The following is a 19,991-nucleotide window of genomic DNA, read 5'->3' as shown; positions in this document are numbered from 1 at the left end:
TTCCGCAGTCCGGACGGTCTGTCGCAACTTTTTCTGAAGGGCTCTTGACGCGATGGTATTAAAATATACCGTAGGCCAATCGAGATATAAAAATAACATTTTCGATGTGGGAACGGAATGGCGACGGTCAAGGAAAGATTGCTCGACAGTATGGAGAATTCGACGGCCGCCGGCCGTGCGATCGCTACGTATATGTTGTCGAACCTGAGCGAATTGCCTTTCGAGACGGCCGCCAGCATCGCCGCCAAGGTCGGCGTCGGCGAGATGACGGTCGGACGCTTCTGCCGCTCGCTGGGCTACAATCACTTCAAGGAACTGAAGGCCGACCTGAAGGATGACTTCGGCGACAGCCCCTGGCTGGTCGGCGACCGGCTGAAGGATTTCGCCGCCCGCGCCCGGTCCGGCAATGATCAGCTGGCGGCCGGCCTCGAAATGGAGATCGGCGCGCTCGTCCGGGTCTACGAACTGGCCCAGACGCCGGAATTCGACCGTTTCATCACCCGCCTCAGCACCGCACGCAAGGTTTACTGCGCCGGCTTCCAGACCGAGCGCGGCGTCGCATCCGTGCTCGCCCACCAGCTCCAGTATCTGCGCGACGAGGTCCACGTCGTCGACGTGGCCGCCGGCAATTTCGTCGACGTGCTGCTGACGGATCCGACCGGCATCATGCTGGTGGTGATCGATACGCGCCGCTATTCGCGCCAGAGCAAGCTGCTGGCCGAGGCTGCCCATGCCAGGGGCATTCCGGTCACCATTATCACCGACACCTACTGCGATTGGGCGACGTCCGTCTCGAGCGAGGTCTTCGCCGTCCCGACCGCGCTGAACCAGTTCTGGGATTCTCTGAGCCCGCTTGTCTCGCTCGTCCAACTGGCGATCAACGGCGTTTTCGGCCAGCTGGGCGCCGAGGTCGAGAACCGGCTCGGCCAGATGTTCAATTGCTACAAGACCTTCACGGGCTATGCCGGAGGCACCCCGGAAGACTGACAAGGCCTAAACCTCCACCCGTCATGCAAAGCTAAAAAAGGGGAACGCAGACGATGACCAAGATGAAGTGGGAATTCAAAGGTGCGATGATCGCGCTGACACTCGCCTGCGCCGGCACCATGCCGGCATCGGCGCTCATGGCGGCGGAAGCCGTCTTCGTGCTGCCGTCGTCGGAAGCCGGCGCGGCCAACCACGATCCGATCCGTGGCACGCTGATGACGCTCGCTGATGCGCTGATCTACGACCGGCTCGTCGTTCAGGGCGCCGATCAGGGTTACTACCCGCACCTGGCGACGAGCTGGGAAACGTCGCCGGACGGCATGACCTGGACCTTCCACCTCAAGGACGGCGTCAAGTTCCATGACGGCGAGCCCTTCAACGCCAAGACCATCGAATGGTGGATCCCGAAATTCGCCGGCACCGAGAACGAATATCTCGTCGGCGGCATCGACAAGGTCGAGGTGGTCGATGACCTGACCGTGCGTTTCGTCATGAAGCACCCGGACGCCAACCTGCTCTACAACCTGTCGAGCGCCTTCATGGGCGTTCCGAGCCCCAAGGCCTTTGATGCCGAGGGCACCAATTACGGCGTGACCGTTGCCGTCGGCACGGGCCCCTACAAGCTCGAGAGCTTCACCACCGGCGTCGAATCCGTCCTGGTGCGCAACGAAGACTACACCTGGGGCAGCGCTGCCTCGGAAAACAAGGGTCCGGCCAAGATCGATCGCCTGACGCTGCGCGAAATCGCCGATTCCTCGACCAGCTTCCTCGAACTGAAGACCGGCGGCGTCGATGCCGTTCTCGACGTTCCAAGCGATATCCTCCCGCAATATGCGACGCTCGACAACGCCACCGTGCAGAGCATGGCTGGCTTCGGCACCTTCTACATGCCGATCAACACCACGGTCGAGCCCTTCACCGACCTCAAGGTCCGCAAGGCCACCGCGCTTGCCGTCAATCAGCAGGAAATTCTCGACAAGCTGTTCGGCGGCAGGGGACTTGCAGCCCACAACTTCCTGATCGCCTCACTGCCGGAATCCAAGGTCGATCCGAAGTTCAACATCTCGTACGACCCGGAACAGGCGAAAGCCCTGCTCGAGGAAGCCGGCTGGAAGGCCGGTGCTGACGGCAGCCGCTCCAAGGACGGCAAGCCGCTGACGGTTACGCTCTGGACCCAGAGCGACACCGAGTTCAAGCGCCTCTCCGAAGTCATTCAGGCACAGCTGAAGGCCGTCGGCATCAATGCCGAAATCACCGTCTTCGACACAAGCTCGATCCGCGCCGAATACAAGAAGGGCACCCAGCAGCTCGCGGTGCGCAGCTATGGCTGGAACAATGCCGATATTCTCGACTGGTTCTTCTCCGGCGAGCGTCTGGGCTACCCGAACGTTTCGATGTGGAAGGACCCGAAGGCCGAAGAGCTGCGCGTCAAGGCCCTGACGGCGTCGAAGACCCCGGAAGAGCGCGTCGCCAACTTCATCACCTATCATGAATATGTGTTGAGCGAGGTTCCCTTCGCGCCGATCTACGAACCGGTCCAGACGGTCGTCTTCAACAAGGAGCGGCTGAGCGTGCCGGCCAAGATCAACGGCCCGCAGTTCTCCGCACAGACCGTCCTCGACATCGAAGTCAAGGAATGATGGTTCGGGGACGACGGATATGATGGGTTATGCGCTCAGGCGCCTCCTTGCGATGATACCGGTCTTCTTCGTCGTCTCCGGCGTGGTCTTCCTGATCGTCCATCTCGTGCCGGGTGATCCGGTGGACAATCTGATCAGGACCGGCTCCTCACCCGATCAGCGGGCGGCGATCATCGCCCGCTACGGGCTGGACCGGAGCATTGTCGAGCAATACCTCACCTGGCTCGGCAATGTCGCCCAGGGTGACCTCGGGACGGCGATTGTCATGCGCCGCCCCGTGGCCGACCTCATCCTCGCCAATCTGGCTCCGAGCCTCGCGCTCGGAACCTGGGCGCTCGCTTTCTCCGCCGTATTCGGCATTCTCGCCGGCGCGCTCGCCGCCACCTATCGCGACCGTTTCGTCGACCATTCGCTGATGGGACTGTCGCTGCTCGGTTCCACCGTGCCGACCTTCTGGCTCGGCCTGCTGATGATCATGCTGTTTGCCGTCCAGCTCGGCTGGGTTCCGGTCTCCGGCGCGCGCCATTGGACCTCCCTCATCCTCCCGGTCCTGACGGTCGGCCTTGGCGGCATGGCGCTCGTAGCCCAAGTGACGCGGGTCGCCATGATCGAGACGGCGCGCGAGGATTTCGTCATGTTGCTGCATGCCAAGGGCCTGTCGCGCTTTCGCATCCAGATCGCCCATGTGCTCCGCCATGCGCTGATCCCCGTCGTCACCATCCTCAGCCTGCGCATCGGCCTGATCGTCGGCGGCTCGGTGACCGTCGAATATGTCTTCGCCCGCCCCGGCCTCGGCTCGCTGCTGATCCGCGCACTCGGCCAGCGCGACTATCCCCTGATTCAGGGCTGTCTGCTGTTTCTCGCCATGGCGGTCATGCTCGGCACGCTGCTCGGAGATCTGCTGCAGGCCGCCATGGACCCGCGCCAGCGGGAGGAAGCCGCGGCATGACTTCGCGCACCCATCGAGCCCCCCTGTTGTCGCGCCTCGCGGCACTCGCCCCCACGCCGGGCGCTGCCCTCTCCGGCATCGCGCTTGCCGCGCTCGCCATCGCCGCGATCGGTGCCCCGTGGCTGTCGCCCTATGCCTATGACGCGCAGAACCTGTCGATCGCCAATCAGGCACCCTCTGTCTTGCACTGGTTTGGAACCGACGAATTCGGTCGCGACATTCTCTCCCGCGTGATCTACGGCGCACGCACCTCGCTGAGCGTTTCCGTCGTGTCGATCACCTTGTCGCTTCTCGGCGGCATTCTGATCGGCTCCGTCTGTGGCTATCTCGGCGGCCGCTTCGATCGCCTGATGATGTCGGCCGTCGACCTCACCTGGTGCTTCCCGGAAATCCTGCTGGCGCTGCTGATCGTCGCGATCCTGGGCCCCGGCTCCGGCAGCACGGTGCTCGCCATCGCGATTGCCTATCTCGCCCAGTTCACCCGCCTGACCCGCACCCAGATCATCACCCTGAAGCGCCAGACCTTCGTCGAGGCGAGCCGCAGCATGGGCGCCGGCCCGCTGCACATCATGATGCGCCGGCTGCTGCCCAATGCGATCGCCCCCGTCGTCGTCGTCGCCATGCTGTCGACCGGCAACGCCATCCTGCTCGAGGCGACCCTCGGCTTCTTCGGTATGGGCGCCCAGCCGCCGGTGCCGAGCTGGGGCGGCATGATGAGCACAGGTTCCGCCCAGCTCTTCAATGCGCCGTGGGTCATCCTGTGGCCCGGCATCTTCGTCGCCGCTTCGGTGATCTTCATCAATCTGTTCGGTCAGGGCGTACTGAAGTCCCTCGACGTCAAGGCGAGGATGAGAAGCTGATGGCGCCCCTTCTCAAAGTCGAGCAGCTGCATATCGGTTTTGGCCCGCTCGAACCGCTGGCAGGCGTCGATATCGCCGTCGATCGCGGCCGCATCCTCGGCCTCGTGGGCGAATCCGGCTCCGGCAAGTCGATGACCGCCATGAGCGTCATGGGGCTTCTGCCGTTGATGGGCGGGCGCATCAAGTCCGGCAGCATCCTCTTCGATGGCACCGACCTGACGACGATCAGCGAAAGGGACTACCGCAACCTGCGCGGCGGGCGCATCGCCCTCATCACCCAGAATCCGATGACATCGCTCGATCCGGTGATGCGCGTCGGCCGCCAGATCGATCAGGTCGCCGAGCTTCATCTGAAACTCGACCGCAAGGCGGCAAAGGAAAAGACCATCGGCCTGATGGCGCGCATGCGCATTCCCTCGCCGGAAATGACCTACGACCTTTTCCCGCACCAACTGTCCGGCGGGCTTCGCCAGCGCATCGTCATCGCCATGGCGCTGGCCGGCGATCCGGACCTGCTGATCGCCGACGAGCCGACCACGGCGCTGGACGTCACCGTCCAGGCGCAGATCATCGCACTGCTCTCGGAGCTGGTTCAGGAAAAGGGTCTGGGCCTCATCCTCATCACCCATGACATGGGCGTCGTCGCCCAGACCTGCGACGAGGTGGCGGTGATGTATTGCGGCAAGGTCGTCGAATACGGCCAGGTCAACGCCATCTTCGATGCGCCGCGCCATCCCTACACCCGCGCGCTGATCGGCTGCATCCCGCAGCCCGGAATGCTGCCGCGCAGTCTCGCCGGCATCCCCGGCATGGTGCCGCCGGCAAGCGCCATGCCCGCCGGTTGCCGCTTCAATCCGCGCTGCCCGCAGGCGATCGACATCTGCCGCAGCGCAAGCCCGCCAAGCGTGATCGAGGCCGGCCGCTCGGTTGCCTGCTTCCTCGCCGAAGGAGAAAGCGCATGACGCCGCTTCTTTCCATCCGCTCGCTCTCGCGCGTCTTTTCCAGTGGCGGCGGCCTGTTTGCCAAGAAGCGCCGCTTCCGTGCCGTGACCGACGTGTCGTTCGATCTGGAGAAGGGCGAAATCCTCGGCGTCGTCGGCGAGTCCGGCTGCGGCAAGTCCACGCTCGCCCGTCTCGTCTCCCGCCTGATCGAGCCGAGCGCCGGTGAAATTCTGTTCGACGGCCAGGACATCCGCCCGCTCAAGGGCCGCACACTTGCCGGGCTACGCCGCCGCTTCCAGATGGTGTTCCAGGATCCCTATTCTTCGATCGACCCGCGCCAGTCGATCCGCGACGCCTTGCTCGAACCCTTCGATGTCCAGGGCATCGCCATGAGCCGGGCCGAGCGCGACGCGAAGGTGTCAGAACTGCTCGCCATGGTCTCGCTGCCGGCCCATATGGCCGACAGCTACCAGCACCAGCTCTCCGGCGGGCAGAAGCAGCGCGTCGGCATTGCCAGGGCTCTGGCGCTCAATCCGTCGCTGGTGGTGCTCGACGAGCCGACCGCCTCGCTCGACGTCTCGATCCAGGCGCAGGTCATCGGCCTGCTGCAGGATCTGCGCGACCGGCTCGACCTCACCTATGTGTTCATCTCGCACGATCTGGCCCTGGTGCAGTATTTCTGCGACCGCATCCTCGTGATGTATCTCGGGCGCATCGTCGAGGTGCTGCCCCGCGGAGCGACGCCCACCCATCCCTACACGATCGCGCTCCTCGACAGCGCCTTCGTGCCCGATCCGCACAATCGCCGCGACATTCCCCGCATCCGCGGCGAGATCCCGAGCGGTTATGACGAACCCAGGGGCTGCGCCTTCGCCAGCCGCTGTCCTCTCGTCGAGGATCGCTGCCACAGCCAATTGCCTCACCTGATATCCCTGTCCGGAACCCATGCCGTGGCCTGCCACGTCAAGGGTACGGCGCCCATCATACTGGAGACCGAGAATGCCGTTTAAAGTTTTGACTGCCGAATTCATGCACGAATCCAATACATTCAGCATTCGCAAGACCGGCATTCCGGAATTCCAGCGCGAGACCCTGATGTTCGCCGACGAAGCGATCGCCAAGCGCAGCCAGTCGAACACCGGCCTTGCCGGCGCGCTGGTGTGCCAGAAGGAATTTGGCTGGGACATGCGCCATTCGGTCAGTGCCTGGACAGAGCCGTCCGGCCCGGTGACGGTCGAAGCCTATGAATACCTGACCGGCAAGATCGTCGAAGCCGCCAAGGCGGAAAAGTTTGACGGCATTCTGCTGTGCCTGCACGGCGCCATGGTGGCCGAGCACACGGACGACGGCGAGGGCGAACTGCTGGAACGCCTGCGCGCCATCGTCGGGCCGGACCTGCCGATCGCGGTCACGCTCGACCTGCACGCCAACGTGACGAAGCGCATGTGCGCGCTGGCGCAGATCCTCGTCTCCTACAAGACCTACCCGCATATCGACCTGCGCGAGACAGCCTATCATGCCGGCACGCTGCTCAACCGGACCATGAAGGGCGAGATCGCACCGAAGACGCTGCGTATCCAGCTGCCTATGTTGGAAGAGGCAAACGGCGGCCGCACGGACGTCGGTGCCATGGTCGAGCGCATCGCCAAGGCCCGCGCCTACGAAAAGAACGAACCGGGCGCACTGGCCGTCAGCATCAACGGCGCCTTCCCGGAAGCCGACATTCCGGAAGTCGGCCCGACCGTGCTTGTCACCTATGACGGTGATCCGGCCCGCCACCAGGCCTTTGCCGAAACGCTCGCCGCCGACATCTGGGAAAAGCGCAACGAGGTGATGAACACCTTCCACCCGGTCGAAACGGTCGCCGAGATGGCGCGCACCTATCCGAAGTCGAACGGCCCTCTGATCATCGCCGACTATGCCGACAATCCGGGCGGCGGCTCCTACGGGGATTCGACCAACCTGTTGAAGGCCATGCTCGAAGCCGGCATCGACGACGCTGCCTTCGGCCCGATGGTCGACCCTGAGGCTGCAGCGGAACTTGCCGCCAAGGGCGAGGGCGCGACGGTGACGATCGCCATCGGCGGCAAGACCGATCCGCGCTTCGGCGGTGAACCGCTGACGGTGACCGGCACCATCCGTCTGGTCAGCGACGGCCATTTTGTCGGCGACGGCCCGATGGTCGGCGGTCTGGAACAGAGCTTCGGCACCAGCGCAGTGTTGGTCGTCGACGGAATCGAGGTGCTGGTGACCAGCGTGCCGCTGCAGATGCTCGACCTGCAGCAGTTTCGCGCCTTCGGCATTGATCCGGCAAAGAAGCGCGTGGTCGGCCTCAAGTCGATGCAGCATTTCCGCGCAGCCTTCGAGCCGATTGCCAGCAAGGTCGTAGTCTGCGACAGCGGTGCGCTCTGCACCCTCGACTATGCCCGACTGCCCTACAAGAAGATCCCGCGGCCGATCTTTCCGCTCGACAGGGACGTGGCGCGCTGAACAACAGCGCCGGAGGAAACGACATGGAGATTTTCGACGTTGCCGTCGTGGGAGGCGGCATCGCCGGTGCATCTTTCGCTTATCGGGTGGCCGGGCATCGTTCGCTCGTGCTGCTCGAGGCGGAAGCGCAGGTGGGCTATCATTCGACCGGCCGCTCGGCCGCGGAGTTCTCGCGGCAGTTCCAGAACGAGACGACGGGCCTGCTTGCCGATGCGTCCTATGACTTCCTGGCCAACCCGCCTGAGGGCTTCGCCGACGTGCCGCTGCTGATCCCGCGCGGCAATCTGGTGATCGCCAGCGAGGAGCGGCTGCCGAAGCTGGATGCCGCCTTCCGCGAAGTGATCGCCACCTCGGCGCAATCGCGACCGGTCTCCATCGAGGAGGCGATCGCCATGGTGCCCTTCCTCCGGCCCGACTACATGGCGGGCGCCTTCTATGACCCAGCCTGCTGGGACATGGAGGTCGAAAGCATCCTGCAAGGCTATCTCCGCGGCGCGCGCCGCAACGGCGCCGACATCCGCACCGGTTCGCCGGTCTCCGCCGTCGAGCGGGACGGCGGGTTATACCGGCTGGAGACGCCGCAGGGCCCGATCCTGGCGCGCCGTATCGTCAACGCGGGCGGGGCCTGGGCGGACCGGCTGGCGGTGCTCGCCGGGCTGGCGCCGTTCGGCATCGTGCCGCATCGGCGGACCGCGATCACCGTCGACGTGCCGGCCGACTATGACCTGGCTCCCATGCCGGGAGTCAACGAGGTCGATGAGGATTTCTATTTCAAGCCGGAAGCGGGCAAGCTGATGGTATCGCCGGCCGATGCGACGCCAAGCGATCCTTGCGACGCGCAGCCGGAGGATATCGACGTCGCCTATGCCGCACACTTCCTCGAGCAGTCGACGACGCTTCCGGTGAAGACCATTTCGCACAAATGGGCGGGACTGCGCTCCTTCACGGCCGACAAGCTTCAGGTCGTCGGCTTCGACCGCAACGATCCGGACTTCTTCTGGCTGGCCGGGCAGGGCGGCAGCGGCATCCTCACCTCGCCGGCGCTGTCCGAATGGGCTGCAGGCCTGTTCCTCGAGGGCACTCCGCCCGAACGGCTCATCGGTCTTGGTCTGGAGCCGGGGATTTTCTCTCCCCGGAGACTGGCGCGCTGATCGTCGTTCACGGAGCCGGGACCTGTGCGGCATCGCCTTTCATCAGGGCGGCCGCAGAGGGGCGGCTTGGTCGTAAAACCGCGATCCCGGCTATGTGCTTTACGCATAGCTGCACTGCAACAAAATGCCTATAAAATGCTCATGGATCGGATATAGTCATTTTCATCGAAGCGATGCACCTCCTCCCGCAAAGCTTCGTGTTTCAGACGGCCCCCTCCTCCTCCCAGGGCCGTTTGTCAGAGCAGCGACACTCCTCCTCCCAGTCGCTGTTCGGTTCTTTTCGAAAAGCCTGCCGCACCTCCTCCCGCGGCAGGCTTTTTCGTTTTGGAATCGTCCTCCGCACGAACCATCGTCAAGCCCAACAGCGCCAGGCTATCCGGCGCCGGGTGACCAGAACCGCCCTCGCGGCGACACGTCGATCCGTGCCATAGTGCGGCCCTTGTGATTGAGAGTGATTCCGTGCCGCAGACCGACCGTACCATCGACGCCCTATTCGACACGAACGAGAGGAAAGATCCGCTCGCGGTGCTGAAGAGGATCTACGGCTATCCGGCCTTCCGCGGCAAGCAGGCCGCCGTCGTCGACCAGGTGGTGTCGGGCGGCGATGCGGTGGTGCTGTTTCCGACCGGAGCCGGCAAGTCGCTTTGTTTCCAGATTCCGGCCCTGTGCCGCGAGGGCGTCGGCATCGTCGTGTCGCCGCTGATCGCGCTGATGCGCGACCAGGTCGAGGCGCTGAAACAGCTTGGCGTCAGGGCCGCGGCCCTCAATTCCTCGCTGACCCGCGAAGAATTCGTCGAGGTCCGCCGGGCGATCGGCAACGGCGCTCTCGATCTTCTCTATGTCACGCCGGAGCGCATCGTCACGCCCGGGTTCCGGGAGTTGATCGCAGATTCCCGGATAGCGCTCTTTGCCATCGATGAGGCGCATTGCGTGTCCCAGTGGGGCCATGATTTTCGCCCGGAATATCGCGAGCTCGGTCAGTTGGCCGAGCTTTATCCGGGCGTGCCGCGTCTGGCCCTGACGGCAACCGCCGATCCGCACACCCGCGAAGATATCATCGACAAGCTCGGCCTCCGCTCGGCCGAGGTCTTCACCACCTCCTTCGATCGTCCGAACATCGCCTATGAGATCGTCGAGCGCGACCAGCCGCGCCAGCAGTTGCTGCGCTTCCTGTCGCGCCACAAGGGATCGAGCGGCATCGTCTACTGCCTGTCGCGCGCCAAGGTCGAGGACACGGCCGAATGGCTGAACACTCAAGGTGTGCGGTCGCTTGCCTATCACGCCGGCATGGACCGCGCCGTGCGCGACGCCAACCAGGACGCCTTCCTCAAGGAAGAAGACCTGTGCCTGGTCGCCACCGTCGCCTTCGGCATGGGCATCGACAAGCCGAACGTGCGTTATGTCGCCCATCTCGACCTGCCGGGCTCGGTCGAGGCCTATTATCAGGAAACCGGCCGCGCCGGCCGCGACGGCCTGCCCTCGGATGTCTGGATGGCCTATGGCATGGCCGATGTCATCCAGCGGGGCCGGATGATCGACGAGGGTTCTTCGGGCGACGATATCAAGCGCGTCGAACGGGCCAAGCTCAATGCGCTGCTCGCCATCTGCGAAACTCCCGGCTGCCGGCGCCAGGCGATCCTCGCCCATTTTGGCGAGGCCCATGCGGGCCATTGCGGCAATTGCGATACCTGCCTCAAGCCGGTCGAGACATGGGATGGCACGGACGCTGCGATCAAGGCGCTGGCAGCCATCTACCGGACCGGCGAGCGCTTCGGCACCGGCCACCTGATCGATGTGCTCATCGGCGCCGAAAACGAGAAGACAGCCCGCTTCGGGCATGTCGACATGCCCGTCTTCGGTGCCGGCAAGGACATGCCGTCGAAGACCTGGCAATCGGTCTACCGCCAGCTTCTCGCGGCCGGTCTCGTCAGCGTCGACCATTCCGCCTTCGGCGCGCTGAAGCTGGAACCCGCGGCACGCGCCGTCTTCAAGCGTGAACGCGAGGTGCGTTTCCGCAAGGACCGCCCGACGACGGGCAAGGCTTCGAGAAGCGCGTCGTCAAGTTCGGCCAATGCAAGGGCGGCGCTGGAGGGCTCCGACATGGAACTGTTCGAGGCGCTGCGTTCGGCGCGCATGGCGATTGCGAAGGAACTCTCCGTCCCGCCCTACGTGGTCTTTCCCGACACCACGCTGGTGGCCTTCGCCACCGAGCGACCGACGAGCCATGATGCGATGCTCTCTATCTCCGGCGTCGGGCAGTCAAAGCTGGAGCGCTATGGCGATGCCTTCCTGGCGGTGATCCGGGCGCATCAACGCTAGCTTTGCGGCCATTGGCCCCGGATCCAAAGCTCGCGTCACCCGCAGGAACGCGGCGTCAATCAACGAGACTGGTTGCGCCGTCGACGATGACCTGGGGCAGGGGCAGGGATTGGCGGCCTGCCAGGTCGAAATAGACCGATACGGCGAGAAGCTCGGCGCAAAGCTGGCCATCGGCCTTGTTGGTCAGGCGGTGATGGGTAGAGAGCGACGTGCGCCCGACCTTGACGACCGAACTGTGGATCTCGAACAGGCTGCCGACCGGAAGCTCCTGGCGAAAGTCGATCTCGTAGCGACGGTCGGCCCACCCCTGTCGGTGTTCCGCGATCCATGACGCCGAATAGCCGGCCGCCGCCATGAGATGCCACAGCGACTGGTCGAAGGCGGCGATGTAGAACTGCACGTTCATGTGCCCCATCGCATCGCATTGAGCGGGGTAGACCACCCCCTGATAGGTCAGGATTGCCATTGCGTGTTCATCCTCCGCTTGTTCTTCCGGGCCAGGCTTCGGCTTTGACGATAAATCAAATCATGCAATACATACAGCTACATGCATTCAGTTTGGAAATGATCTGGCGATGGTGGGTCCGAGGCGGCGTTTCGTTTGGGAATTGGACTGGAACCTGCTGCGAACCTTCATGGTGATCGTGCAGGAAAAGGGGCTGACGGCTGCGGGGGAAAAACTCTCGCTGAAGCAGCCGACCATCAGCAATGCCCTGAGGCGCCTGGAAATCCATATGGATTGCCGGCTCATCGAGCGCAATGCCTCGCATTTTTCCGTGACGCCGGCGGGCCAGCGCCTGTTCAGCGAATGCGTCGCCCTGTTCGACATCGTCTCCGGCCTGCCGCAGCACATGGAGGAACTGCCCGGCGACGTGACCGGCCATATCGATATCGCGCTCGCCAGCCATGTGGTGTGTCCCTTCTTCGACGAGGTCCTTGCCAGCTTTCACCGTGCATTTCCCCAGGTGACGCTGTCGATGACCGTCTCCTCCAGCCGGGAGGTCGTGGCGGCCGTCGCCAATCGTGATGCCTGCTTCGGCGTCTGCCTGATGGAGGAGCGCCACCCCAAGCTCGAATACGAAATCCTCTATCGCGAGGGCTTCGGCTACTTCTGCGGCGTCCGCCACAAGCTGTTCGGCAAGTCGCGGATTGCCTTGTCCGACCTGCGCCACGAACCCTATGTGTCGTTCAAGACCGACCAGATGTCCGGCGCGCTTTGGCCTGTCGCCCTGCTGCGCCAGCAGGAGGGTTTCGAGGGCGCGACGATCGGCACCTCCTCGCATCTGGAGGAGGTCAAGCGGCTCATCATCGCAGGCTTCGGTTTCGGCCCGCTGCCGATTCATGTGGTCGAGGACGACTTGCGCGCCGGCAGGCTCTGGCGGCTGCCGCCCTACGAAGCGGTGCCGATGATCGACGTTCATCTGGTCTACGACCGCTCCGCGCGCCGCGGCCGCGCCGAGAGCATCCTCGTCGCCGAATTGCGCCAGGCAATCGCGGCCCGGCCGATCGAGACGCGCACCTATCCCTGAAGCAAATCCGGGGATGGCGTGAGGCGGTCTTCCGTCAGGACCTGCACCAAGACGCTCTGTCGGCGAAGGTTTAACGTGCTTTCGCGCCGTAGCCATCGAGGAAGGACGTGAGGTTGTCGCCGAGTTCATCGCAGAGATAACCGCCCTCCTGGACGATGACCGCCGGACGGCCGAGTTTGGCGATGGCCTCGCCGATCAGCGCAAAGCCCGGTGTCGACACCGAAAGCCCGCCGAAGGGATCCTTCTCGAAGGCGTCGAGCCCCAGCGCGATGACGATCGCATCCGGGCTGAAGGCTTCGACCCGGCGAAGCGCCGCCGACAGGGCTTCCAGATAGGCCGCGTCATTCGACTTGCGGGCCAGCGGCAGGTTGAAATTGTAGCCGAGGCCAAGGCCCTCGCCGCGTTCGTCGGCATGGCCCCAGAAGAACGGATAGAAGCGCACCGGATCGGCATGGATTGATACCGTCAGCACGTCGGCCCGCTCGTAGAACACGCCTTGCGTGCCGTTGCCGTGATGCAGGTCGACGTCGATGATCGCCACGCGTTCGGCCGAGCGGCGCAGCCGCTGCGCGGCGATCGCCGAATTGTTGAAGAAGCAGAAGCCGCCGGCGACGTCGCGGAAGGCATGGTGGCCCGGCGGGCGGCAAAGCGCATAGGAGGCGCTTTCACCCGCCACCACCGCATCCGCGGCCGATACCGCGCTCCAGGCGCTCCAGCAGGCGCTGTCCCAGGTCTCTGCCGAGATCGGGCAGGAGGTGTCGGCCATGTGATAGCCGGCCTGGCCGACGGCGGAAGCCGGATAAGTACCTCCGCGGGCGATCGGGTGGATGTTCGGGATGACCTCCTCGGAAGCGCCCTCGATATGCTGCCAGCGCTGGTAGATGCGCTTCAGGAAGTCGAGATATTCCGGCGTGTGGATCGCCGAGATCGGCCCAAGGCCATGCTCGATCGGCCGGGCCACGGTGAGGCCCGCGGCGCGTGCGCCATTGAGCAGTCTCTCGACCCGCTCCGGCTGCTCCGGATTGGGCTGGCGGCCGCCGCTCGACAGGAAGAATTTCGGATCGTGGCGTTTCTGTTCTTCGGCGTAGAAGACTTTCATTCGGTCGACTTCCCTTCCCGGGCGAGGGCATGACGCCCCACGCCTCGTATCATCTGCTGCACTTGGCCAGCGTCGCCTTTGTCATCGGCAAGCCCCTGGCCGCAACGGCTTCCCCCATAGGCCCCTCCTAGAACGCTACGCGGTCGCCACCCTTGAGGCCGAGCATGGCACGCGCTTCTTCCGGTGTCGCCACGTCGAGCGACAGGCCCTCAAGGATTGTCCGGATGCGTTTCACCTGCGTCGCATTGGACCGGGCGAGTTCCTTGCCGTCATAGAGGCTGTCCTCCAGGCCGACGCGCACGCTGCCGCCCATGGTCGCGGCCATGGTGATCATCGGCATCTGGTGGCGGCCGGCGGCGAGCACCGAGAAGCGATAATCCTCGCCGAACAGCTTGTCGGCAATCCGCTTCATGTGGACGAGGTTTTCCGGATCCGCTCCGATCCCGCCGAGAACGCCAAAGACGAACTGGATGAACAATGGCCCCGAGACCAGCCCGCGATCGCGGAAATGGGCGAGCGTATAGAGGTGGCCGACGTCATAGCACTCGAATTCGAATCGCGTGCCGCAGCCTTCGCCCAGCCGTTTCAGGATCGCCTCGATGTCGGCAAAGGTATTCTTGAACAGCGTGCTGCGGGTTGCCTCGAGCAGTTGCGGTTCCCATTCGTGCTGCCATTCGCGCGGCCGGTCGAGCGCCGGATAGAGGCCGAAATTCATCGATCCCATGTTGAGCGAGCACATTTCCGGCTCGGCCGAAAGGGCCGCTTCCAGCCGGTCATCAAGCGTCATCAGCGACGAGCCGCCGGTCGAGATGTTGATGACAGCGTCGCAGGCCTGCTTGATCACGGGCAGGAAGCGCATGAAGACGGCCGGATCGGCGGTCGGTCGTCCGTTCTCCGGATCCCGGGCATGCAGGTGCAGGATCGAGGCGCCGGCCTCCGCGGCTTCGATCGATTGCGCTGCAATGTCTTCCGGCCTGTAGGGCAGGTGCGGCGACATGGACGGCGTGTGGACCGAGCCGGTGACGGCGCAGGTGATGATGACTTTCTTCGATTTCATGATGTCCACATTATCAGTTGGAGGAGCCAAGGGCGCGGCTGAGCACATTGTGCGTCACCTTCTCGACCATGGCGTCGGACCGCAGCAGCCCGGCGACCCATTCACAGGTGCCGGCATGGAAGACCTCGCCCTCTCCCTTGCGGAAGCTGACGATCATGCCGTTGCTGTAGCGGACCTTTTCGAGATTCTCATCGCTGGCCTCGCCATAGAGCGTCTCGGCGATGAAACGGCCGTCCTCGTCGCCGAAGAACCGGTCCTCAGGCGCCAGCACGTCGTTCTCCTCGACCGAGCTTGCCATGCCGAGCGCCAGGATTTCAAGGCCTGCGGGCGCGCCGCTGCTGGCGGTCGGATAGGGCCTGCCATAGCGGATCTCGTAGTCCAGTCCGTCGACCTCGTAGCCGTAGATATGGCTTTCGGCGCCGAGCAGATCGCCATAGAACAGGCCCGTGCCGGCAAAGGCCCAGTGTTCCGGGCGGCAAATCGGAAAACCGCGCGCGCCGCGCGGCGAACATCCGCCCCAGCCGGCATAGACGCCATTGGTGGAGTTGAGACCGAAGGTCATGGCTCCCGGCCGGCCGATTTCCGGCGCCTCCCAGCTGTTGGTGGCGCGCGTCACGTCGCCGGTCTTGTAGACGGGGTCTTCGGCGCGCGCCCGGTACTTGTAGCAGACCTGGGCGCGCCCGTCGTCTTCCAGCCGCGTCTGCCACATGAAGTTGCCGGCGAAGCGCGCGGCAAAGCCGCCACGCTCGACGAAGCGGTCGACGGTGTCACGCATTTCCCAGGTCCAGTATTCGTCGTGGCCGACGAAGACGACGCAGTCATAGCCGTCCAGCAGCTCAGGAGTGAACTGCAACTCGTGCTGGCTGGCGAGGTCGATGCCGTAGCCGGCGCTCTCCGCCCAGCGGAAGAAGTGGCTGTCATAGCTCGCCCAGCCGGACGACGCGTATTTCTTCGAATGGCCGGTCGCATAGGCCCATTCCATATGCGGATAACGCGGCACGGTTCCCGGCGGCAGGCTGACCTCGACCGGCACGCGCGGCGCATCCTGCGGCAGCACCACGAAGCCGCGGCACCATGGGCGCTGCGTGCTGACGCGCGTCGCATACTGGTCCCGGTTTGCCCCGGTGATCCCCTGATAGTGGTTGGAACCGCCCCAGGTGTTGTAGGCAGTCCAGGTGCCGGTCGCGGCGATCTGCAGGATGCGGCCGGGCTTTGCACCGACGGCGGGGCAAAGGATGAAGAGATGGTGGCTTGTGATCGGCTGGCCGTCGCGGCCCTGCGCCGTCAGCGTCAGCCGATAGGCACCGGACGTCCAGTCGGCCGGAATGCGGAGGCTGTGGCTCGGCTGCCAGCCGCAACCCTCGACCGAGCACTGGTCCGGGGTCTCCTGCCAGACGGTGGGGATGCCGCAAAGCGACATCACATGCTGTTCGCTCGCGCCGTCGCGCACGATCTCGATATCGCAGGACGATGCCGTGGAGCTGATGAACAGCGTCACCTCGTCGCCCGGATGGTAGGAGAACCGGTCCGAATAGCACCAGATCTCGCCGCGCTCTCCGTCCATTCCCGGATATTCGTAGTAGTGCCCTCTGACGGCCTCGCGGCGCTGCGCCTGCGTCAGCCCGAAGTCGGGGAACTGATCTCTTGCCATGGTCATTCGGCTCATCTCCTGTCAGGCATTGAGAAATTTCCGGAGGAATGTGCGCGTCCGCTCCTGCTTCGGCTGCGTGAACAGCTCGTCGGGCGTTCCTTCCTCGATCACCGTGCCGTCGGCCATGAACAGCACGCGGTCGGCCACTTCCGCGGCGAAACGCATTTCATGGGTGACGATCACCATCGTCATATGCTCGCTGGCGAGCTGTTTCATTACCAGGTTCACCTCGTCCACCAGTTCCGGATCAAGCGCCGACGTCGCCTCGTCGAACAGCATGACCTTCGGCTGCATGGCGAGCGCCCGGGCAATCGCCACGCGCTGTTTCTGGCCGCCAGAAAGGCGGGCCGGGAAGGCGTCGATCTTGTCGGCGAGCCCGACCTTGTCGAGCATGGTCAGGGCCAGCTTGCGGGCGGAAGCCTTGTCGACGCCCTTCAACTTGGCCGGGGCGATGGCGATGTTGTCGCAGACGCTCAGGTGCGGAAACAGGTTGAAGTGCTGGAACACCATGCCCATCTGCTGGCGCACCTGATTGATGTGCCGTTCGAAGGCGCGCCCGGGCAGCGTCTGGTTGACCAGCACGCCGTCGAGCCAGACTTCGCCGCTGTCGAGGGTCTCCAGGTGGTTGATGGAGCGCAGGAGCGTGCTCTTTCCCGAGCCGCTCGGCCCGATCACGGCGATGATCTGGCCGCGCGCCACGCTGAAATCGATCCCCTTGAGGACCTCCAGCGGGCCGTAAGCCTTGCGCGCGCCGCGCACGTCGATCATCGGGCGGACATCGTTCATCGCGAAAGCTCCACTTTGCCTTCGATCCGGCGCAGGCCGGCTTCGAGGATCAGGTTGAGAATGTAATAGAGTACGGCTGCGGTCAGGTAGAACTCGAACGGCCGGTAGGTCTCGCTGATGGCCAGCTGCGCGCTGTGCACGATCTCGGCAATACCGATCATCGAGACGATCGCCGATTCCTTCAGCAGCGCGATCATCATGCTGCCGACCGCCGGAAGCGTGTTGCGAACCGCCTGCGGCACGATGATGTAGACGAGCGTGCGGTGGCGGCCGAAACCGAGGCTGCGGGCGGCCTCGGTCTGTCCCCTGTCGACTGACAGAATGCCGGCCTGAAAGATATCGGCATTGTAGACGGCGAAATGCAGGCTGAGCGCGATGATGCCGGCGCCGAGCGCCGGAATGTCGATGCCGATCTGGGACAGGCCGAAATAGATGAGGAACAGCTGAAGCAGAAGTGGCGTGCCCATGAAAAGCCACATGAACAGCCGGATCGGATAGCGGACCAGCGCCGACCCGTAGAGGACCAGCAGGGCAAAACCGATCCCGGCAAGCACGCTGACCAAGGCCGAGGTGACCGACAGGACGACAGTCCAGCCGAGCCCTTCGGCCAGCAGTGGCCAGTAGGCGAAGACGACGGTGAAATCGAGACCCTGCATCGCTTACACCTCTTCCGCATAGGCGCGATCGAGCAAGCCGATCAGCAGTGTCAGTCCATAGACCATGATCATGTAGAGCACGGCCGTGACGGCGAAGATCTCGAACGGCTTGTAGGTCGAGCCGATGAAGCGCTGCGCCGTATAGGTCAGTTCCACCACCGAGATGGTGGCGACCAGCGCCGTGCCCTTGACCAGGGCCACGGCATTGACGCCGAGCGGGCGGATCATCAGCCTGGCGGCCTGCGGCAGAACGATCCAGCGCATGGACTGCGTGCGGCTGAAACCAAGCGAGCGGGCGGCTTCCGTCTGGCCGCGATCGACCGACAGGATGCCGCCGCGCATCGACTCGGCCATATAGGCACCGATGTTGAGGCCAAGCGCGATGGCGCCGGCGGCGAAAGGTTCGAGCTGCAGTCCGATCTGCGGTCCGCCGAAATAGAGCAGGAAGATCTGGATGAGCGCAGGCGTTCCCCGAAAGAGGCTGACATAGACCGTCCCCAGCACCCTGAGGGGAGCGAGACGCGACAGGCGCGCGGCCGTCAGCAGCGAAGCGACCGCCAGTCCCAGGACGAGCGACACGAGAGAAATCTCGACCGTCGTCCATGCCGCCTGGATAAAGGCCGGCAATATTCGCAAGATCAGATCGGTATCCATGCAGAAAGGCCTGTCGATCACGGGGCAGGGCGCGATAACGCCGCGGGAAGAACGGTATCTGGCATCGGCCCCGCGGCGGGCGCGGAACCGTGCCTGGCCGGCGGGATCGCCTGATCCCGCCAGACCGATTGAGATCAGCGGATGTCCGCGCCGATCCACTTCATCGAGATAGCCTCATAGGTGCCGTCCGCCATCATCTCGTCGAGCGCCTTCTGCATGGCGGCCTTGAGATCCGGATTGCCCTTGCGGATCGCGATGCCGATGTTGACGGCGCCGCCGTCAATGTCGGAAGTCTCCAGCTTGCGGACCTTTTCGCCATTGTCCTTCATGGCGACCATCACCGGAATACTGTCGACGACGATCGCATCGACGCGACCGGACTTCAGTTCGAGGAAGAGTTCAGGAAGGCCCTTGTAGGTGCGGATTTCCCAGCCGCCACGCTCGCGCGCCCACTTTTCATGCGTTTCGCCAAGCGTGACGCCGATCGTCTTGTCCTTCAGGTCGTCGAGCGACTTCACCGCGGAATCCGTTGCGACGAAGATGCCGCGGCCCGAGCGATAGTAGGGACCGACGAAATCGACGGCCTTTTCGCGTTCGGCGGTGATCGTCATGCTGCCGATGATGGAATCGTACTTGCCGGCCAGAAGGCCGGCAATGATGCCGTCCCAGGCGGTGCTGACGGCAACGCCCTTCACGCCAAGGCGCTTTGCAATTTCATTGCCGATATCGACGTCGAAGCCGACGACCTGGTTCGTGTCGTCGACGAAGCTGAAGGGCGGGTATGCGCCGCTATTGGCAAATTTGAACTCGCCGGCAGCCTTGACGGTCTCGAGCTCGTCGGCAGCGGCCACGGACGGCAGTGCGGCCGCAGCGATCGCAATACCGGCAGCGAGCGCGCACGACAAAATGGCTTTCAACATGATCGTTCCCCTTATCTGGTTACCGGGACAACCGCCTGCCTCAGGCAAGACGACTGGCCACGAACCGGAAGGATCCCCCGACATCATGCATCAAGCAAATAGATAGAGGAAATAACAAGCATAGTTTCAGGGAATGATGACAGGCGTCAGAGTTGGTAGGCTTGCCGAGCCAGATCGCCCGCCGGCTGACATCGTGCCGTGCGAGGATGGAGCACCGGGCCTGCGTGTCGTAATTGAACCCTGCAGTTCTCAGGAAGGGAAGGCCGCCCAACAACGGCAAGGATCTGTCGGCACGCTGCATC

The 19,991-nt window shown here is 64.0% G+C and carries 18 protein-coding genes; 10 read left to right on the top strand and 8 right to left on the bottom strand.

From position 1 onward, the window contains the following. Positions 1-117 precede the first annotated feature (117 nt). The 9 genes from L867_RS0114305 (at position 118) to recQ (ending at position 11,337) form a co-directional block, all read left to right on the top strand. A complete protein-coding gene (locus tag L867_RS0114305; protein WP_028737535.1) occupies positions 118-987 on the top strand; it encodes a MurR/RpiR family transcriptional regulator in 870 nt (289 codons plus the stop codon). A gap of 53 nt (positions 988-1,040) precedes the next feature. Then, positions 1,041-2,627 (top strand): ABC transporter substrate-binding protein, encoded by a 1,587-nt coding sequence (locus L867_RS0114300; RefSeq protein ID WP_232363932.1) that lies wholly within the window; start codon positions 1,041-1,043, stop codon positions 2,625-2,627. Positions 2,628-2,646: 19 nt separating this feature from the next. Then, entirely contained in the window at positions 2,647-3,576 is a 930-nt protein-coding gene (locus L867_RS0114295) for an ABC transporter permease (protein WP_028737533.1), read from the top strand. Further along, positions 3,573-4,436 (top strand): ABC transporter permease, encoded by an 864-nt coding sequence (locus L867_RS0114290; RefSeq protein ID WP_028737532.1) that lies wholly within the window; start codon positions 3,573-3,575, stop codon positions 4,434-4,436. Before L867_RS0114295 ends, L867_RS0114290 begins: the two co-directional genes overlap by 4 nt. Then, entirely contained in the window at positions 4,436-5,398 is a 963-nt protein-coding gene (locus L867_RS0114285; RefSeq protein WP_028737531.1) for an ABC transporter ATP-binding protein, read from the top strand. Before L867_RS0114290 ends, L867_RS0114285 begins: the two co-directional genes overlap by 1 nt. After that, the gene (locus tag L867_RS25295; protein ID WP_051438985.1) at positions 5,395-6,387 is read left to right on the top strand and encodes an ABC transporter ATP-binding protein; all 993 of its coding nucleotides are present in this window, start codon (positions 5,395-5,397) and stop codon (positions 6,385-6,387) included. Before L867_RS0114285 ends, L867_RS25295 begins: the two co-directional genes overlap by 4 nt. Then, positions 6,377-7,867, top strand: coding sequence for a M81 family metallopeptidase (locus L867_RS0114275; RefSeq protein ID WP_028737530.1), 1,491 nt, complete (start codon positions 6,377-6,379; stop codon positions 7,865-7,867). The genes L867_RS25295 and L867_RS0114275 overlap by 11 nt, the downstream gene beginning before the upstream one ends. 23 nt (positions 7,868-7,890) lie before the next feature. Next, complete coding sequence (locus L867_RS0114270; protein ID WP_028737529.1) at positions 7,891-9,018, top strand: NAD(P)/FAD-dependent oxidoreductase; 1,128 nt, start codon at positions 7,891-7,893, stop codon at positions 9,016-9,018. A 459-nt stretch (positions 9,019-9,477) separates the two neighbouring features. Then, positions 9,478-11,337 carry a DNA helicase RecQ gene (gene recQ, locus L867_RS0114265; protein WP_028737528.1) on the top strand — a complete coding sequence of 620 codons (1,860 nt, stop codon included), beginning with the start codon at positions 9,478-9,480 and terminating at the stop codon, positions 11,335-11,337. 55 nt (positions 11,338-11,392) lie between these two features. On the opposite strand, the gene L867_RS0114260 is transcribed toward recQ, so the two are convergent. Further along, a complete protein-coding gene (locus tag L867_RS0114260) occupies positions 11,393-11,803 on the bottom strand; it encodes an acyl-CoA thioesterase (RefSeq protein ID WP_084638564.1) in 411 nt (136 codons plus the stop codon). 109 nt (positions 11,804-11,912) lie between these two features. Between L867_RS0114260 and L867_RS0114255 the strand changes: the two genes are divergently transcribed. Beyond that, positions 11,913-12,866 (top strand): LysR family transcriptional regulator, encoded by a 954-nt coding sequence (locus L867_RS0114255; RefSeq protein ID WP_051438984.1) that lies wholly within the window; start codon positions 11,913-11,915, stop codon positions 12,864-12,866. 70 nt (positions 12,867-12,936) lie between these two features. On the opposite strand, the gene L867_RS0114250 is transcribed toward L867_RS0114255, so the two are convergent. From L867_RS0114250 to L867_RS0114220, 7 genes are all read right to left on the bottom strand, one after another. After that, complete coding sequence (locus L867_RS0114250) at positions 12,937-13,965, bottom strand: histone deacetylase family protein (protein ID WP_028737525.1); 1,029 nt, start codon at positions 13,963-13,965, stop codon at positions 12,937-12,939. Positions 13,966-14,092: 127 nt separating this feature from the next. Further along, positions 14,093-15,022 carry a BKACE family enzyme gene (locus L867_RS0114245; protein WP_028737524.1) on the bottom strand — a complete coding sequence of 310 codons (930 nt, stop codon included), beginning with the start codon at positions 15,020-15,022 and terminating at the stop codon, positions 14,093-14,095. A gap of 13 nt (positions 15,023-15,035) precedes the next feature. Then, positions 15,036-16,679, bottom strand: coding sequence for a N,N-dimethylformamidase beta subunit family domain-containing protein (locus L867_RS0114240; RefSeq protein WP_028737523.1), 1,644 nt, complete (start codon positions 16,677-16,679; stop codon positions 15,036-15,038). A 15-nt stretch (positions 16,680-16,694) separates the two neighbouring features. After that, complete coding sequence (locus tag L867_RS0114235; protein WP_028737522.1) at positions 16,695-17,459, bottom strand: amino acid ABC transporter ATP-binding protein; 765 nt, start codon at positions 17,457-17,459, stop codon at positions 16,695-16,697. Then, positions 17,456-18,115 (bottom strand): amino acid ABC transporter permease, encoded by a 660-nt coding sequence (locus tag L867_RS0114230; RefSeq protein ID WP_028737521.1) that lies wholly within the window; start codon positions 18,113-18,115, stop codon positions 17,456-17,458. The genes L867_RS0114235 and L867_RS0114230 overlap by 4 nt, the downstream gene beginning before the upstream one ends. Before the next feature lie 3 nt (positions 18,116-18,118). Next, positions 18,119-18,769 carry an amino acid ABC transporter permease gene (locus L867_RS0114225; RefSeq protein ID WP_028737520.1) on the bottom strand — a complete coding sequence of 217 codons (651 nt, stop codon included), beginning with the start codon at positions 18,767-18,769 and terminating at the stop codon, positions 18,119-18,121. A 134-nt stretch (positions 18,770-18,903) separates the two neighbouring features. Next, positions 18,904-19,689, bottom strand: coding sequence for an ABC transporter substrate-binding protein (locus L867_RS0114220; RefSeq protein ID WP_037173424.1), 786 nt, complete (start codon positions 19,687-19,689; stop codon positions 18,904-18,906). Between the last annotated feature and the right edge of the window lie 302 nt (positions 19,690-19,991).

Origin of the sequence: Paenirhizobium selenitireducens ATCC BAA-1503 (genome assembly GCF_000518785.1) — a bacterium.
GTDB classification, from domain to species: domain Bacteria; phylum Pseudomonadota; class Alphaproteobacteria; order Rhizobiales; family Rhizobiaceae; genus Allorhizobium; species Allorhizobium selenitireducens.
This window is presented reverse-complemented; position numbering and strand designations above follow the sequence as displayed.

Coding starts and splice junctions, on each gene's coding strand:
- L867_RS0114225 (WP_028737520.1), bottom strand. CDS start 18,769: ATGGATACCGATCTGATCTTGCGAATATTGCCGGCCTTTATCCAGGCG.
- L867_RS0114245 (WP_028737524.1), bottom strand. CDS start 15,022: ATGAAATCGAAGAAAGTCATCATCACCTGCGCCGTCACCGGCTCGGTC.
- L867_RS0114230 (WP_028737521.1), bottom strand. CDS start 18,115: ATGCAGGGTCTCGATTTCACCGTCGTCTTCGCCTACTGGCCACTGCTG.
- L867_RS0114255 (WP_051438984.1), top strand. CDS start 11,913: ATGGTGGGTCCGAGGCGGCGTTTCGTTTGGGAATTGGACTGGAACCTG.
- L867_RS25295 (WP_051438985.1), top strand. CDS start 5,395: ATGACGCCGCTTCTTTCCATCCGCTCGCTCTCGCGCGTCTTTTCCAGT.
- L867_RS0114295 (WP_028737533.1), top strand. CDS start 2,647: ATGATGGGTTATGCGCTCAGGCGCCTCCTTGCGATGATACCGGTCTTC.
- L867_RS0114305 (WP_028737535.1), top strand. CDS start 118: ATGGCGACGGTCAAGGAAAGATTGCTCGACAGTATGGAGAATTCGACG.
- L867_RS0114220 (WP_037173424.1), bottom strand. CDS start 19,689: ATGTTGAAAGCCATTTTGTCGTGCGCGCTCGCTGCCGGTATTGCGATC.
- L867_RS0114290 (WP_028737532.1), top strand. CDS start 3,573: ATGACTTCGCGCACCCATCGAGCCCCCCTGTTGTCGCGCCTCGCGGCA.
- L867_RS0114275 (WP_028737530.1), top strand. CDS start 6,377: ATGCCGTTTAAAGTTTTGACTGCCGAATTCATGCACGAATCCAATACA.
- L867_RS0114300 (WP_232363932.1), top strand. CDS start 1,041: ATGACCAAGATGAAGTGGGAATTCAAAGGTGCGATGATCGCGCTGACA.
- L867_RS0114235 (WP_028737522.1), bottom strand. CDS start 17,459: ATGAACGATGTCCGCCCGATGATCGACGTGCGCGGCGCGCGCAAGGCT.
- L867_RS0114270 (WP_028737529.1), top strand. CDS start 7,891: ATGGAGATTTTCGACGTTGCCGTCGTGGGAGGCGGCATCGCCGGTGCA.
- L867_RS0114285 (WP_028737531.1), top strand. CDS start 4,436: ATGGCGCCCCTTCTCAAAGTCGAGCAGCTGCATATCGGTTTTGGCCCG.
- L867_RS0114260 (WP_084638564.1), bottom strand. CDS start 11,803: ATGGCAATCCTGACCTATCAGGGGGTGGTCTACCCCGCTCAATGCGAT.
- L867_RS0114250 (WP_028737525.1), bottom strand. CDS start 13,965: ATGAAAGTCTTCTACGCCGAAGAACAGAAACGCCACGATCCGAAATTC.
- L867_RS0114240 (WP_028737523.1), bottom strand. CDS start 16,679: ATGACCATGGCAAGAGATCAGTTCCCCGACTTCGGGCTGACGCAGGCG.